At 70.7% G+C, this 14636-nt stretch carries 12 protein-coding genes and 1 pseudogene; 7 read left to right on the forward strand and 6 right to left on the reverse strand.

All coding sequences use genetic code 11. The features are described 5' to 3' along the window. Window positions 1-117: 117 nt before the first annotated feature. Genes D7M15_RS12990 through D7M15_RS13000 form a run of 3 tightly spaced genes read left to right on the forward strand, consistent with a single transcriptional unit; the run spans window position 118 to window position 2377 of the window. Window positions 118-753 carry an ATP-binding cassette domain-containing protein gene (locus D7M15_RS12990; protein ID WP_121517657.1) on the forward strand — a complete coding sequence of 212 codons (636 nt, stop codon included), beginning with the start codon at window positions 118-120 and terminating at the stop codon, window positions 751-753. Further along, window positions 750-1616 (forward strand): metal ABC transporter permease, encoded by an 867-nt coding sequence (locus D7M15_RS12995; protein WP_121517658.1) that lies wholly within the window; start codon window positions 750-752, stop codon window positions 1614-1616. The genes D7M15_RS12990 and D7M15_RS12995 overlap by 4 nt, the downstream gene beginning before the upstream one ends. Next, a complete protein-coding gene (locus D7M15_RS13000; protein WP_121517659.1) occupies window positions 1577-2377 on the forward strand; it encodes a zinc ABC transporter substrate-binding protein in 801 nt (266 codons plus the stop codon). The genes D7M15_RS12995 and D7M15_RS13000 overlap by 40 nt, the downstream gene beginning before the upstream one ends. Window positions 2378-2423: 46 nt before the next feature. Here D7M15_RS13000 and D7M15_RS13005 read toward each other — a convergent pair whose 3' ends face one another. Further along, complete coding sequence (locus tag D7M15_RS13005) at window positions 2424-4100, reverse strand: class I adenylate-forming enzyme family protein (RefSeq protein ID WP_121517660.1); 1677 nt, start codon at window positions 4098-4100, stop codon at window positions 2424-2426. Further along, on the reverse strand, window positions 4097-5845 hold the full coding sequence (locus D7M15_RS13010) for a CoA transferase (RefSeq protein ID WP_121517661.1): 1749 nt from the start codon (window positions 5843-5845) through the stop codon (window positions 4097-4099). Before D7M15_RS13010 ends, D7M15_RS13005 begins: the two co-directional genes overlap by 4 nt. A gap of 117 nt (window positions 5846-5962) precedes the next feature. Between D7M15_RS13010 and D7M15_RS13015 the strand changes: the two genes are divergently transcribed. After that, window positions 5963-7162, forward strand: a complete 1200-nt coding sequence (locus D7M15_RS13015; RefSeq protein WP_121517662.1) for an acyl-CoA dehydrogenase family protein — start codon at window positions 5963-5965, stop codon at window positions 7160-7162. An 11-nt stretch (window positions 7163-7173) separates the two neighbouring features. On the opposite strand, the gene D7M15_RS13020 is transcribed toward D7M15_RS13015, so the two are convergent. The 3 genes from D7M15_RS13020 to D7M15_RS13030 form a co-directional block, all read right to left on the reverse strand. Further along, window positions 7174-8058 carry an IS982 family transposase gene (locus D7M15_RS13020; RefSeq protein ID WP_121517663.1) on the reverse strand — a complete coding sequence of 295 codons (885 nt, stop codon included), beginning with the start codon at window positions 8056-8058 and terminating at the stop codon, window positions 7174-7176. Between the two features lie 88 nt (window positions 8059-8146). Continuing rightward, window positions 8147-8887 carry a hypothetical protein gene (locus D7M15_RS29520; protein WP_346428800.1) on the reverse strand — a complete coding sequence of 247 codons (741 nt, stop codon included), beginning with the start codon at window positions 8885-8887 and terminating at the stop codon, window positions 8147-8149. A 338-nt stretch (window positions 8888-9225) separates the two neighbouring features. Continuing rightward, complete coding sequence (locus tag D7M15_RS13030; RefSeq protein WP_346428801.1) at window positions 9226-10440, reverse strand: MFS transporter; 1215 nt, start codon at window positions 10438-10440, stop codon at window positions 9226-9228. Window positions 10441-10623: 183 nt separating this feature from the next. On the opposite strand from D7M15_RS13030, the gene D7M15_RS13035 reads away from it, so the two are divergent. From D7M15_RS13035 to D7M15_RS13045, 3 genes are all read left to right on the forward strand, one after another. Further along, window positions 10624-11382: a hypothetical protein gene (locus D7M15_RS13035; protein ID WP_121517666.1), complete on the forward strand. Its 759-nt coding sequence runs from the start codon at window positions 10624-10626 to the stop codon at window positions 11380-11382. A gap of 175 nt (window positions 11383-11557) precedes the next feature. Next, on the forward strand, window positions 11558-12154 hold the full coding sequence (locus tag D7M15_RS13040) for a sigma-70 family RNA polymerase sigma factor (protein WP_240649289.1): 597 nt from the start codon (window positions 11558-11560) through the stop codon (window positions 12152-12154). Window positions 12155-12459: 305 nt separating this feature from the next. Then, window positions 12460-13551 carry an ABC transporter substrate-binding protein gene (locus tag D7M15_RS13045; protein WP_121517667.1) on the forward strand — a complete coding sequence of 364 codons (1092 nt, stop codon included), beginning with the start codon at window positions 12460-12462 and terminating at the stop codon, window positions 13549-13551. A 123-nt stretch (window positions 13552-13674) separates the two neighbouring features. On the opposite strand, the pseudogene D7M15_RS13050 reads toward D7M15_RS13045, so the two are convergent. Further along, window positions 13675-14595: pseudogene (locus D7M15_RS13050) on the reverse strand (citrate/2-methylcitrate synthase); the annotation flags it as partial. Window positions 14596-14636 lie beyond the last annotated feature (41 nt).

Raw genomic sequence — 14636 nt, forward strand, 5'->3', positions numbered from 1 at the left:
CGCGTCGCCCGGCTCCCAAGCACCGGGGCTCTGCCCCCTTCGGTACGGCGACAGGCCGGTGCCGGGAACCATCCGGCTTCTGCCACCGACTGCTGAGGCGAGTGGAGGAGAGGTGGCATGGAGGGGCTGGACGTCCGGATGCGGGGTGTTGTCTGCCGTCACGGCCGTGCGGAGGTGGTCTGTGACGTCGACCTCGACGTCGTTCCGGGGCAGCGGGTGGCGCTGACCGGAACCAACGGTTCGGGGAAGACGACGCTGCTGCGTGCCGTTCTGGGTCTGCACCGTGATGTCGCGGGTCGGATCCTGGTGGGCGGGCGGGGTACCGCGAGCGCGGCCGAGTGGGCGTGGCGGCGCCGGGCGTGCGCGTGGATTCCACAGAAGCCCGCGGGTGGGCGTTTTCCGCTACTGGCAGCCGAGTTGCTGAACAGTTGCGGCGCAACCACCGAAGCGCGGGACGCCGCGGACAGACTCGGGGTGGGGTCGCTCACTGACCGACCGCTGCACACGCTGTCCGGTGGACAGTTGCAGCGTATGTACCTGGCTCGTGCGGTCGGTTGCGCGGCTGCCGGCGCCGGAGTGCTGCTGGCGGACGAGCCGACGGCCGCACTCGACTTCTCCGGTCAGGAGGAGGCTGCCGACGTACTTCTGTCACTGCCGGTGACGGTTGTGGTCGTCACCCACGACCGGGCGCTGGTCGAGCGCTGCGACCGCGTCCTGGAGATGGCGGCGGGCCGGATGCAGGAGATCCGGTGAATGTGCTGGCCGCCGCCGACATCGTTGAGTTGCTGCGACTCGTGCCGGTCCAGCGTGCGGGAGGCGCGCTGCTGCTGGCCGCGATCGGGCTACCGGTCGTCGGCGTCGTGATCGTCGGTCTCGACATCATGCCGGTTCGGTTCGCGATGATGCACGTCGCTTTGCTGGGGATCGCTGTCGGCCTGCTCACCGGGCTGGATCCGATGCTGTGCGCGCTCGTCGCGTGTGCGCTCGCGGGGGCGGGTGTCGCGCCGTTGGCCCGTACGCAGGACGGTCTTTCGGGAGCCATGGGGCTGTTGATGAGCCTGGCGATCGCCGCCGCACTGCTCGTCCTGTCGGTCTCGGGCGTCAACGCGGCGGGAGCGTTCGCGTTGCTGTGGGGTTCCATCCTCTCCGTGGGCAGTGCCGATCTGTGGGTCCTGGCCGCGCTGGCATTCGTGGTGCCGGGTCTGTTCCTGCGTCGGCGTCGCGATGTCGCGTTGCTGCTGTACGACCGTGAACTCGCTCTCGTCTCCGGCGTGCGGGTCGAGCGTCTGACCCTCTTGCTGCTGGTCCTGGTCGCGGTGTCGGTGGCGGGGGCCATCAAGCTCACTGGAGCCCTGCTCGTCGACGCCTTGACGCTGCTGCCCGCGCTTGCCGCCCGACGTCTGGGCAACTCACTGAGATCCATCACCGCCTGGGCGATCGGCATCGGCATCGTCGTGAACCTCACCGGGTTCCTCGTCGCGCTTCGTTTCGATCTGCCGCCCGGGCCCGTACTCGTCCTCACGGCCGGTTCGGCGGTCCTCGCCGTCCACCTCGTTCCCGAATGGAGAATCGCCTCATGGCGCACACGCGCGTCCGCATACCCCTCCTCGCACTGACCCTCGGCGCGGGGCTCTCCCTGACGGTCGCCGGCTGCGCTAGCGGCTCCGGTGACAAGGAAGGGGGAGCAAAGGGCGGTGCTCCAGCCGTCGTCGCCACCACCACCTGGGAAGGAGCCTTCGCGAAGGCCGCCGGTGCGAAGAACGTCGAGGTCATCGTGCCGTCGTCGGCGCAGCACGCACCCGACTACGACCCCAAGCCCTCCGACCTGGCGGCAGTGGCCGACGCCGACTTCGTACTCTACGCCCCCTTCGAACCTTATGCGGAGAAGATCAAGGAAGCCGCCGGTTCCGACGCGGAGCTGGTCGAGCAGGCACTCGACAACGACGCGGGCAAGGTGCGGGCCGAAGTGACCAGGCTGGGCAAGTTGTTCGGCACGGAGGACGCGGCGGCTGAATGGAACAAGTCCTTCGACACCGGGTACGCCACGTTGCAGAAGGACCTCAAGAGCGCGTGGCCGGACGGAAAGGCTCCCGGCGTCGTGGCTCAGGTCTTCTCCGTGTGGACGGCGAAAATGGCGGGAGCGGAAGTTCTCGGCACGTATGGCCCCGAAACCGTGACAGCGAAGCAGTTGTCGGAACTCTCGAGGAAGAAGCCCTCGTTCGTCCTGGACAACGTGCACATGTCGTCCGGTGAGGTGCTGCCGGGCTCGGGCGCACGTCAGGTGGGCGTCGTCAACTATCCCGGCGAGGACCTTGACCTGCTGAGCGTGTACCGCGATGCGGCGCGGACGCTGGAGAAGGAGATGAACGCGGCCTGAACGTGGTGGGGGCCGCCCGGCCGGACGGCCCCCACCACACCGGGACTCACCTCGGCGAAGCCGGGAGCGGGCCCGGAACCGACTGCGGTTGATCCGCGAACTGCTCGCGCAGCGCCGTCCGATCGGGTTTCCCCGCCGGGGTCAGCGGTAGCGCGGACAGCGTCAGCAGGTGTTCGGGATGTTTGCGGCGCTCCAGGCCGCGGGCGTCGAGGTGGTCGCAGAGGTCCCGCAGTGTGGGAGCCGTGTCCTCCCGCGGCACGACGCAGGCCGCGAGGCGCTCGCCCATCAGAGCGTCGGCCACCCCCACGCAGACGACGTCGCGTACCCGGGGGTGGGCGGCCAGCTCCAGTTCCACCTCCGCGGGGCTGATGTTCGCGCCACCCCGTACGATCACGTCCTTCAGTCGCCCGACGACGCGCAGCGCACCGTCCTCACCGATGACCCCGAGGTCACCGGTGCGTACCCAGCCCCCGTCCGTGCGGTAGCGGGCGTCGAGATCGGGTGCGGCGACGTAGCACAGCGGGGTCATGGGCCCGCGTGCGACGATCTCGCCGACCGCCCCAGGGGACACGTACACCAGCGGCTCCGTGCCGGGCACGGTGATGCGTATGTCGGCGACACGCGGGTCGGGGCGCCCCGCGAGGGTTCCCTTGTCCTCACTTCCCGCCCCGGGTTCGGCGAGTCCTGTGTGGCAGTTGACTCCGTCTGCGGAGCCGTAGAGGTTCACGACCGGGCAGCCGAAGACGTCGCGTGCTTCCGCTGCCGTGGCTTGGTCCAGGGGTGAGCCGCCCACGACGAGCGCCGTGGGCGGAGACAGCTCCGTGCCGGGGTTCTCCGCCAGGCGGTCAAGGATCATGCGGACCATGGTCGGCACGCCCAGTACGTGCGTCGGTACGTGCGAGGCGAGTGCCTCCAACGCGCTCTGCGGCGTGAAATGGTCGAGCAGGACGAGGGTACCGCCGTGTCGGGCCAGAGCGACGGCGGTGCCGTTGCTGCCGAAGGCGGAAGCCAGGGGAACGAGGAACAGGCAGCGCGGAGGCCGACCTCCTGGCATCAGGGACGCGAGGAAGTTGCCGCGCCCGCCGGCCAGGGCGTTGTGCGAGTACGCCACCATCTTCGGCTCTGCCTCGGAGCCGGAAGAGACCAGGATCCGGGCGGCCGAGTCCGGGTCGGGCCGTGCCGGTACGAGGTCCCCCGGGTCGGTACGCAGCAGGGCAGCGAGCCCGATGCTCCCCGGCGGGGCGTCGCCTGCGGCTATCACGGCACGCAGGAGCGGGAGTTCGGCACGTCGGTCCACGAGATCCGCCGCGTGGGTGTTGCTCCGGTACGCGACCGCGGCGATCACCGCGACAGCCTCGGACCTCCGGAGCAGTGAGGCCGCCTCGAGCCCGCCCCTGCCTACCGGGAAGGGAAGCGCGACCGCTCCGAGTGCGGCCAGTGCCAAGTCTGCGATCACCGCGTGGCGACCGTTCGGCAGCTGGATGCCGACCACGTCGCCCGCCCGTACGCCGAGCTTCGCAAGGCCGGCGGCCAGACACCGCACCTGGCGGTCGAGTGCGGCATAGCAGATCTGCCCTTCCGCGTCGATGACCGCGATGCGGTGGGGGTCGGCCACGCGGTGGGCCCGGTAGAGGCTGTAGATGTCCAGGTCGGGACAGGTACCTTCCACCGCCCAGGCCCGACGCAGCTCGCTGGGCAGCAGGTCGGGCAGGATCACGCTCATCGGAAGCTCCAGGGGTCGGGCACGGCGGGAGCGCCGTGGGCGTCATGGGTGACCGCGTCGGAGGACAGGAGCGCCGAGAGGTCCGTGACGACGGGAGTGGCGACCACGCCGTGCTCCCGCAACAGCTCCAGGGCCCGCGTGGTGGGCAACTCACGCACGTCGTACGGAAGACCCCGATGGTCCGGTGCCGCGATCCAGCCGTCCGCGGTGCGCGTCGGGTACCGGAATCCCGCGGCGCTTCGGTGCTCCTGCCCGCGCGCGATCGAGGCGCGGGCGGGAGCGGTGAGTACGTCGGCGGCGCCGAGCAGGGACGAGTCCGTGCGGATGCCGCGTCCCGTGCGCTCGCGCAGCAGGAGACCCGCGAGAACTGCTTCGGCTCCGAGCAGTCCACCGAGCACGTCGAGCAGCGTCATCAGGGACGGCACGGGCGGTTCACCGGCCGGCCACACCACCTCGCCGACACCGGTACGGGCTTGGACCATGAAGTCGGTGCCCATCGGGGCGTCGGGCAAGCGATCCGCCCAGCCGCTGGTGTGGGCGTACACGAGGCCGGGGTTGCCGACGGCCAGGTCCTCGCGCTCCAAGCCGAGTTGAGCGGCCTTGCCCGGGGCCCAGTTGTGCAGGAAGACATCGGCTCCGGCCGCCAGGTCGCAGAGCTGTGCGCGCCCCGAAGCGGACTTGATGTCCACCTCCACGGCCTCCTTGCCCCGGTTCAGGGCCAACCATCGCGCTGAGACGCCCGAGCAGGTGGGCGGCATTCCCCGCAGCGGGTCACCGGCCGGAGGCTCGACACGGACGACGTCGGCGCCGAGAAGGCGCAACAGGTGAGCCGTGAGCGGGGCCTGGATCCGTCGTCCCGCCTCCAGCACGGTGATCCCGGAGAGCGGCATGCCCGTCGGCGGGACAGCGCCGAGGGGACACGACGCGTCGTACGTGGTCATGGCCCAGGGCCCCAGCCCGTCGTGCTCGGCGGCCCGTTCCGCGAGAGTACGTATCCGGCACACCTCGGCACCCGAGGTGTCGGCCGCGCTCCGTACCGTGTCCCACGTGCGAGCACGCGTCACGTCGTGCAGCGCGTTCGGGAAGGGAGCACAGGCGGTCGCGTATCGGAACTGGAACGGACGCCAACCGCGACGCGTCGCTTCTTCGGGAGCGTCGAGCGCACGCCAGAAGGCGGCCCAGGCTCCGGGATCGAGTGTCTCCAGCTCGAAGACCGTGCCGTCGGCGGAGGTGAAAGGCGGTCCGCCGGGGCCGGGTTCGGCGGCCTCGTCCTCCTCCGCGCCGGAGGCGGCCAGGTACTGGGAAACGGCCAGTAGCCCGGCCCGTTCGGCGCTCACCTCCACCTGGGAGGTGAGCCCACCACGTGCTCGGGCCAGCAGCGCGGCGAGCAGGCCCTGCACGGTCAGGATTCCTGTGGTGGCCGCGACGTAGTCCACCGCCAAGCCGCGCGGAGCGCCGAAGCGGCGGCCGTGCACCGCCATGATCCCGGTGGCGGCCTGGACGGCCGTCTCGTCGCGGAGTTCACTTCTCCCGCTCCAGACCGAACGGGCGGAGACGGTGTCGAACTCGCCTTCCCCCACGGAGATCAGGCCACCGGAGGAGCCGACGCCCTCTGCACCCAGCAACCGCAGGTGCTCCGCGGCCAGTGCGTCACCCGGGCCGGGAGGCCCCGAGTGCTCCGCACGCAGACCCTTCAGGACCGTGGCGGTCCGGGCCCGTGTACCGGAGGTGATCGGTGTCGCCATCCTTCTCTTCTCCCTTTTCGTCCGCGCGGGAACCCGGGGGTCCGTGCTCCCGACCAGTTGCATGCAAGGAAGTCGGACGGTCGACGGGGAGAGTTCCCGCATACAGGGATATATGTGATGAGAGATCAGGCGTGGGACATCAGAGGGGAACCTTCCTGCCCTCACGGTGTGGCGCAGTTGCGCCACAGGGTCGGCGCGTTCGTGCACGAGCACGTCGTGCCCTGCGAGCCGGTCCTCGACGGCGGCGGCCGCGCTGCCGCGGACGAGCTGCGCCGCCTCCAGGGGGAGGCGAAGGCCGCCGGACTGTGGGCGTTGCCGCTCCCCGTGGAATTCGGCGGCCAGGGACTGTCCCTGACCTCGTACGCGCATGTCGCGGAGGCGGAGGGCGCCAGCGATCACGGGCCGGCTGCCCTCGGTTCCGCTCCACTGCTCGACGTCCTCATGCTGGGCCGACACGCCAGCCGGTACGCCCGTGATCGGTACACCGCCCGCCTGACGGCCGGAGAACTGCGCGCGTGTTACGCGATGACCGAACCGGACACCCCCGGCACCGACCCCTTCCTGACCGCGACCCGCGCCGAACGGGGCCCCGGCGGGACGTGGCGGGTGACCGGCCGCAAGTGGTTCACCAGCGGAGTCGTGGACGCCGACCTGGTCACCGTTCTCGCTCGTACGGACGGAGTGGACGGTGATCGAGAAGGCTTGTCCCTCTTCCTGGTGCCCACGGACTCCGAAGGGTTTCGTGTGGTCAGGAGCCTCCCCGTCCTGGGCGCGCACGGCCAGGGAGAGATCACGCTCGACGCCGTGCGCGTCGGGAACGACCATGTGGTCGGTGAACCGGGCCGGGCACTCGCGGTTGCCGGTGAACGTCTCCAACTCGGCCGTACCCTCCGCTGCCTGCGCTGGATCGGACAGGCCCATCGTGCCTTCGACCTGATGCGCGGACGCGCCGCCACCCGCTGCCGTTCGCGCGGCTCCCTCGGTGAACTGCAGCTCGTCCAAAGCCATCTCTTCGAGTCCCTGCTCGCGTTGCGCACCACCCGACCTCTCGTGTACGAAGCCGTGGACCTTCTCGCCGAAGGGGCCGACGCCCATGTCGAGGTGGGCCTGGCGAAGGTCGCCGCCGCGCGGACGCTCCAGCAGGTCGCGGACTCGGCGATCCAGGTGTTCGGAGCGGCCGGCCTGGGTCCGGACACCCCGCTGCCCGCTCTCTTCCGCACGGGCCGCGTCGCCCGCATCCTAGACGGCCCCGACGAACTGCACGTCACGTCGGTGGCCCGCCGTCTGCTGCGCCCCGGACACCACCTAGATGAATGAGTCCGATGTCTTCAGTGGTCGTAGGCGATCAGTGATCGTTTGATGGGTGCGCCGGTGGTCCAGTTGTGCCAGATGCCGGCGGCGAGGGCGAGGAGTCGTTGTCCGGTGCGGGCGAAGACTCCGGCCGGGGTTCTGCCGCCGTGTTGTTCGAGGCTGAGCTGGCCTTTGAGGGTGTCGATGACGGCTTCGATCCACTGGCGGACCCGGGCGATCTTCCCGTGCCGGACCGGTTCGTCCTTGCGGTCCGGCCGCACCAGGTGTGCGCCGAGCCGCTCGGCGACGAACGCTTCGAACTCCTTGCCCGCGAAGCCCTTGTCCGCGAGGATCACCTGCCCTTGGCGGACGAGGTGGTGTTCGCGTTCCAGGAGCGCGGTCATCACCTCCCGTTCGCCGAGTTTCGGGTTGGCCAGGCACCAGGTGACAGGCATGCCCTCGGCGGTGGTGACCAGGTAGAGGCGGAAGCCCCAGAAGAAGCGGGAGTGGCTGCGGCAGAAGCCGTAGCCGCAGTGCCCGGCCAGGTCGGAGCGTTTGACGGTCTCGCGGGAGGCCGCGCAGGGCAGCGGGGTGGAGTCGATCAGCCGCAGGTCGTCGTTCCAGGTCGGCACCTGCCTGGCCAGTGCCTCGATCACGCGGCTGATGAGCGGACCTGCGGCGTTGAGGCGCTTGTTGTAGGCGGACTGTTGGGGCAGGTAGCGGAAGAGGTGGCCGAGGCGGGCGTGGGCGAAGCGGATCCAGTGCCGGGTCGAGGGGAACCCGAGGAGGACCTGGGCCACGGCCAGGCACATCAGTTCGGCGTCCGTCAGCTTCGGCGGTCGCCCGATCCGGCGACAAGGCGCCACGTGGTCGTCGATGAACACGTACAGTGCCGCCAGAAGGGCGTCCAGGTTTGTCTTCACACACTGACCAACGGGCGCCCTTCGCCATGGTCGCGACCAGGACGGACATCGGACTCACTCATCTAGGCGACGTCCGGGCAGACGCCACCTATGCGGAGTAGGCACCGATGCGGCCGGTGAACACCGCCAGCGCGCAGGCCAGGAAGAAACTTCCCCATACCAACTCGTGTCGTACGGCCGTTCCGGAGCCGAGGTCGTAGCAGCCGTCCAGGAGGCGTCCGTCCTGGCTCAGGTGACCGCCGACCAGCTCCGAGAGAAGATCGGCGGCCTGGTCACGGTGGCCGAGCTTCAACAGGGCGAGTGCCGAGATGGCCGCGGCCGAGGTGTCGAGGGGCCCGCAGGGCCGTCCCTCGTCAGCCACCGGCACGCCACGCGGTGGCAGCAACTCGGCCGCGACGGAGCGGAATCCCTCCGGGCCCAGGTGCCGTACGGCGTCCGCGAGGGCCAGCAACAACCAGGGGCGGCCTCGACTCCAGCCCGGCGGCGGGTCCCGACGGGCGGTCCATCCGGTCCGCGGCTCGTACCGCCAACACCAGCCGGATCCTCCGGCGGGCAGGCAGAGTTCGAGGTGACGCCGTAGAAGCGACCGGGCGGCACAAGGATCAACCGTCGCCAGCAGTGGCACGAGCCCCGGCACGCCGTCGACCCGAGCCAGCAGCCGTGGACCGCCGAAGGCCGAGCCCCAGGGCACGAGGCCGAGTTCATGGTCGTACGCGTCGAGGCAGGCTCGAGCAGCCCGCTCACGGAGCACCTGCGAGGCGGAGTCGTCCGCGAGAGCGGTTCCGTACCAGAAGATCAACCCCCGGGTCGCCGTGTCCGCGTCCAGCATCGTGGCGAGCCGGGCGGTACACCGGACGGCGGCGGCGTGATCCGCCTCGTTCCCCGTGTGGGCCGCACGCAGCCAGAGCAGTCCGGCCCAGAACCCTCCGGTCCACGATCCGCGTCCTGATGTCGTCCAGGTCCCGGTGTCCGGGGCGGCGAAGAGAGGGAAGCGGTCGCCGACATGCGCGTGGGTGACGGAGACCCGGCCGAGGAGCGCGGAGAGGGCACGGTCCGCCCAGGCAGGAGCCCCGTGACGATCGCCGCGTTCCCGACCGGACGCGGAGGAGACGTCGGCGGCTCTCCCCTGGTTGCTCGCGTCGAGGGGGTACCGATCGCGTGACGCCGTCACCGGTCCACCACCCCCGGCCGACGTTCCCGAGCCGCCCACCACAGAGCCACCGCCCCCGCCGCGGCGAACTCGACCGCGACCAGCAGCCACCCGACGTCGTATCTCCCCGAGGAGGCCAGCGACCCGAACAGCGGCGGTCCCAGGGCGAACCCGGCGAAGAAGCCCGCCGACACGAGCGCGGAGTCCTGGCCGGCGCGTCCCGGTGCCGCGCGCTGCATCACCAGGACCATGGACACGGCGTTGGCCGCCACCGCGAAGATCCCGACGCCGACCGCCGCGAGCCACACCAGGGGCCGCGCGTGCGCCGAGACCGCGAGGAGAAGCGCGGCTGCCACGGCGCAGCCGGCCAAGCCGCCCGGCAACCATGGGGCCCGCCCCGGCGCGTCGGCCGCCTTCGACCAGCCGAGGCGACCTGCGATGCCTGCGATGCCGAGGACAGCCACGAGCGCGCCGGCCCCCGTCGGGCCGATTCCGAGGCGCTCGGTGCCGTACAGCGCCAGATAGGTGTTCACGGACGCGATACCGCTGCCCAGGAGCAGGGAGTACGCCGACAGCCACACGATGGCTCCACGTGGCGGCCAAGCGGTCGGGGTGAACCGCGGTGGCGGATCGACCGGCAGGGCGCGAGCGGCCCATACGGCCGCAATCACCGCCGCCACAGCGGCGGTCCACAGAGCGCCGCGCCATCCCACCAGGCCGGCGAGGGCGCTGAGCGGCAGCCCGGCGGCGAACGCTCCGAGCTGCACACCTGACTGCTTCCGGCCGGTGGCCCGACCTCGCCGAGCTTCGGGAACGACAGCCAGAATCGCCTTGTTGGTGGCCGGGTTGGCGAGGGCTTGGGGAAGGCCTCCCAGGGCGACCGCGGCCAGCAGGAACCCGGCTCCGGGTGCCGCGCCGATCAACGCCAGAGCGGCGGCGGAGGCTCCGAGCAGCGCGACGAGGCAGCGCCGGGGCCCCACCCTGTCGACCACGCGCCCCCCGACGGGGGAGAGGAGGGCTGCCGCGCCGAAGCCCACCGTGGTGGTCAGGCCCAGTACGGTCGGCGAAACCTCCAGGTCGCCGACGATCCGTGGTCCGAGCGCCCCCAGCAGAAAAAGCTGCATCATCGAGAAGGCCATGGCGCACGTCAGCAGAGCTGTCAACGCGACCTCGCCCCTGGTACGTCCGCCCGCGCCTTCCGTCTTTCCCGCATCCCGGGGTCCGACCGTCACAGACGCTCCCTCGCTTCGCAGAACACCTCTCCGTGCCACGACCAGTAGTCGGCCCGGGCCCGTGCCGAGTTCCGGTCGCGTGATGTGACCTGGGCCATGGCCCCTGCTCCCGTAACGGTGGGCCGCGGGGTTCGTCAGGGCCGTCGAAGGCTTCCTCGGCGTGGGTGCGAGGATGAAAAAGCTATGACTCCTGGGTGGTGTTCCCGTGCGGCACGGGCCGCGGTGTTCGCGGCCGTGTGCGTGCTGCTCGCCGCCTTGGGGCACGTGATGATGTCGGGCACCGCGGTGCCGTGGCGGACGCTGGGCGCCGCGGCCCTGGCGACCGGTGCGGTGTCGTGGGGGTTGGCAGCCCGGGAGCGGGGACCGTTGTTGGTCGTCTCCGTCTCCGTCGTCGTCCAAGGCCTGCTCCACTCCTCCTTCGCCTTCGCGCAGGCCCGTGCCGAAGAGGCCGGGACCGCGGGAGCGTCGCTCGCCGAGCAGTGGGCGCGTGACCTGCTGTGCGGTCCCTCTGCGAAACCTGAGGATCTGGATCCGGAGGCCACGTCGGCGCTGATGCACGCCATGGGCCACGGGACAGGCGGAACGGGGGGCACGCATGCCACGCATGCCGTGGACTCCCTGGGCCACGGCACCCCCGGCACGGGTTCCATGGGCCATGACATGGTCGGCATGAACTCGACGGGCATGCTCGCGGCCCACCTGGCCGCCGCACTGCTGTGCGGACTGTGGCTCGCCCACGGAGAGCGCGCAGCGTTCAGGATCCTGCGTGCCCTGGCCGGCCGGTTCCTCCCACCGCTCCGCGTCGTGCTCCGCCTGCCCGTACCCCCGGAGTGCCCACGTGTCCACGGCCGTAGGGGCCGTTCGGACCGGGGGCCGCGCAGCGTCCTGCTCGTCCACTCGATCACCTCGCGGGGCCCACCGGCCGGAACCGCTGTCCTCTGACGACAGCTGGTTACCCGGCCCCGACGTGCTCGTACGACGGCCCGGGCATCGGTCGTGCCTCCGCGTACGGCCGCTTCCACACCGGATCTGTGATGCGCCGCGCCGTGCGTGCTCCGAGCGCGCCGATTCGCCACGTGTCCGGTCCGGACATCCCGGAACCCCCGAAGGACACAAGGTGATCACTCCTGCCCTGCCCGACTCGCGCGACGCCGCGACGACCGCTCTCGCGCTCGCCGCGCGCGGCGGCGACCCGGAAGCGGTCGAGCAGTTCGTACGCATGTTGCACCGCGACGTACTGCGCTACGTCGCGTACCTGTGCGCGGATCCACAGGCCGCCGACGACCTGGCCCAGGACACCTTCCTGAGAGCCCTGGGCAGCCTGCACCGCTTCGAAGGCCGCTCCTCGGCCCGTACCTGGTTGCTGTCCATCGCACGCCGGTCCGTCGTCGACAGCTTCCGGCACGCCGCCGCCCGACCTCGCATTGCGGACACCCCGGACTGGGAGTTCGCGGCGGAACGCGAGCACTCCCGCGGAACGTCTCGCTTCGAGGAGGGTGTCGTACTGGCCGGCCTGTTGGAGGCGCTGCCGAAGGAACGGCGAGAAGCGTTCGTCCTCACCCAGCTCGTCGGTCTGCCCTACGCCGAGGCCGCTCTGGTCACCGGCTGTCCGGTCGGTACCGTGCGTTCACGGGTCAACCGCGCCCGTACGACCCTCATCGAGCAGATCCGCGAGTCCGAACGCGCCACTCTCGTGGACGAGGCGGCGGCCTGAGATCTGACCGGCCTCGGATCAAGCCTCCGTAAAGTGCCTGACGGCCCGGACGGTGCGGGGGCGGAAAGCGGACTACCGCTGGCCGCCCCCGCCATCGCCACCGTCGGCTGTCCGCAGACGACGGCCACGGCCCGACGACGACAGCACGCCGGTCCATGGGGGCGGACCGTGGACCACTGCACCTCCGCGCGTGTGTGCTCCCGAAGAAGGGGCCGCCCGGAGGGAACTCGTCACTCCGTCGAGGCGACTACTGATCCGAGCGCCACGGCAGCCCGTTCGTGCGCCGGACGCCCCGAGGAGAGCTGATGCGTCCAACCGTACGGTGGGCGGCGGTCGTTGCCGTACTCCTCCTGCTCGCCACGGGCTGTTCGGGGGACGACGGGAAAGAAGCGCGAGCCGACGCCGACAAGGCGCCCGGTTATCCGGTCACGGTGACCGACTGCTCCGGTGCCCAGACCGTCTTCGACAAGCCTCCGGAGAAGATCGTCACCAGTAACGCCTCCAGCCTCGAACTACTGCTGCGTCTGGGCGCCGGTGACAGGGTCGTCGGTACGGGATGGCCACCCGGCCGCGGCACCCTGCCCAGCGAACTCGACGCACAGGCGCAGAAGGTGAAGGTACTCAGCCGCACCGTCATCCCCCGGGAGAAGCTCCTTGTGTCCGGCGCGGACCTTTACGTCAACACCTTCGCCCCGGTGGGCGAGGGTGGCGGGATGGGCGCTCCCAGCAATGCCGAGTTCAAGGCCGCGGGCATCAAGAGATTCCAGCTCAAGTCCACGGCGTGCGCACCGACGGGCGATGCCCCGGTGACGGACCTGGACGCGGTGGAGACGGACATCACCCGCCTCGGCGCGGTCACGGGCAGGAGCGAACGCGCGCACCAACTGATCGACGGTATGCGGAAGAAGGTCGACACCGTACAGAAGGCGGTGCGCGGTATCGCGCGGAACGAACAGCCCAGCTACTTCCTGTTCGACATCGACGGCGGCACCAAGGAACTCACCGTGGCGTGCAACCGGCAGGTCGCCAACGCCGTCATCACTCTCGCCGGTGCACGCAGCATCTTCTCCGACTGCGACGACGACCACCGCCAGGTGGGCTGGGAGGAGGTGCTCTCCAGGAACCCGGACTGGATCCAGCTGGGCGTGCGCAACCGAGGCAGCGTGGAAGCGAACGAGAAGGCATTCGACGACGCCCGGAACTGGCTCCGCACGAACGAGGCGACCAAGGGGCTCACCGCTGTGAAGAAGGGCCGCCTGTTGCGGATCGGGCTGGAGCGGACCACCATCGCCGGAGTGGAGAACGCCGAAACGGTCGAGAAGATCGCCGCCGCCCTGCACCCGGACAGGCTTGCGGCAGCGGCACCCGCTGCCGGCGACCCGGCCGACCTGGGATGACAGGTCACGCCGTCAGAGCCGACGACCGAGCGGAGAGCTGCGCTCGTCTATCGTTCGGAACCCGTGCTACTTCGAGTGCGCAGCACACCGCCGACCGGTGCCCCTTGTTCACCTGACAAAGGATCACGCGGCGTCCGGTATCGGGCACTGCCCCGAGGCGTCGTACGCGGCGAGCGGGTGGTTCAGGGCGTTGTGCGCGAGCTGTTCGGTGATGTGGGCGGTCCAGCCGGTGAGGCGGCTCAGCACGAAGAGCGGGGTGAAGGCCGGGGTGTCGAAGCCCATGAGGTGGTACGCGAGGCCCGCGGGGTAGTCCAGGTTCGGGTGGATGCCCGTACGGTCGGCCATGGCCTGCCGCAGTTCGGCGAGGCGGGTCGCCTCGGGGTCGGGGGAACGCGCCACGAGCCGGTCGAGGGCGTCCTGCATGATCGGTACGCGGGAGTCGCCGTGCTTGTAGACGCGGTGGCCGAAGCCCATGATCTTCCGTCGGGACGCCAGCGCCTCGTCCAGCCATGTCCCGGCGCGCCGCGGGTCGCCGATCTCCCGCAGCATGTGCATCACGGCCTCGTTGGCGCCCCCGTGCCGGGGCCCCTTCAGCGCGCCGATCGCGGCGGCCACCGCGCTGTGGAGGTCGGAGAGGGTGGAGGTGACGACGCGGGCGGTGAACGTCGAGGCGTTGAAGCTGTGTTCGGCGTACAGGACCAGGGAGATCTCGAAGCAGCGGACCACGGCCGGGTCGGGCACGCTCCCGAAGCACATGTGGAAGAAGTTCTCGGCGTACCCGAGGGAGGGGTCCGGCGGGACCGGGGCCAGGCCGCGGCGGCGGCGCTGGTCGGCCGCCACGACGGTGGGCAGCCTGGCCAGCAGGGTGAGGGACTTGGCGCGATTGACGGCGGGGCTGCCGTCGTCCTCCGCGGAGTCCTCGGCGCCGAAGAAGCTCACGGCCGTACGCAGCACGTCCATCGGGTGGCAGGTCTCCGGCAGCCGGGCCAGGAGTTCCAGCGTGGTGCGGTCCAGCGTACGCAGGGCGCGTTCGCGGGCCCGGAAGTCGCGGGCGTACGGGCGGGGACGCGAGAGATCGCATGCGG

It is taken from the genome of Streptomyces sp. Z26 (assembly GCF_003665095.1).
GTDB classification, from domain to species: Bacteria; Actinomycetota; Actinomycetes; order Streptomycetales; family Streptomycetaceae; genus Streptomyces; species Streptomyces phytohabitans.

Excerpts from the sequence above, each read along its gene's own strand:
- D7M15_RS13045 (WP_121517667.1), top strand. The coding sequence starts at position 12,460 with ATGCGTCCAACCGTACGGTGGGCGGCGGTCGTTGCCGTACTCCTCCTG.
- D7M15_RS13000 (WP_121517659.1), top strand. The coding sequence starts at position 1,577 with ATGGCGCACACGCGCGTCCGCATACCCCTCCTCGCACTGACCCTCGGC.
- D7M15_RS13010 (WP_121517661.1), bottom strand. The coding sequence starts at position 5,845 with ATGGCGACACCGATCACCTCCGGTACACGGGCCCGGACCGCCACGGTC.
- D7M15_RS29520 (WP_346428800.1), bottom strand. The coding sequence starts at position 8,887 with ATGCTGGACGCGGACACGGCGACCCGGGGGTTGATCTTCTGGTACGGA.
- D7M15_RS12990 (WP_121517657.1), top strand. The coding sequence starts at position 118 with ATGGAGGGGCTGGACGTCCGGATGCGGGGTGTTGTCTGCCGTCACGGC.
- D7M15_RS13005 (WP_121517660.1), bottom strand. The coding sequence starts at position 4,100 with ATGAGCGTGATCCTGCCCGACCTGCTGCCCAGCGAGCTGCGTCGGGCC.
- D7M15_RS13035 (WP_121517666.1), top strand. The coding sequence starts at position 10,624 with ATGACTCCTGGGTGGTGTTCCCGTGCGGCACGGGCCGCGGTGTTCGCG.
- D7M15_RS13015 (WP_121517662.1), top strand. The coding sequence starts at position 5,963 with ATGAGAGATCAGGCGTGGGACATCAGAGGGGAACCTTCCTGCCCTCAC.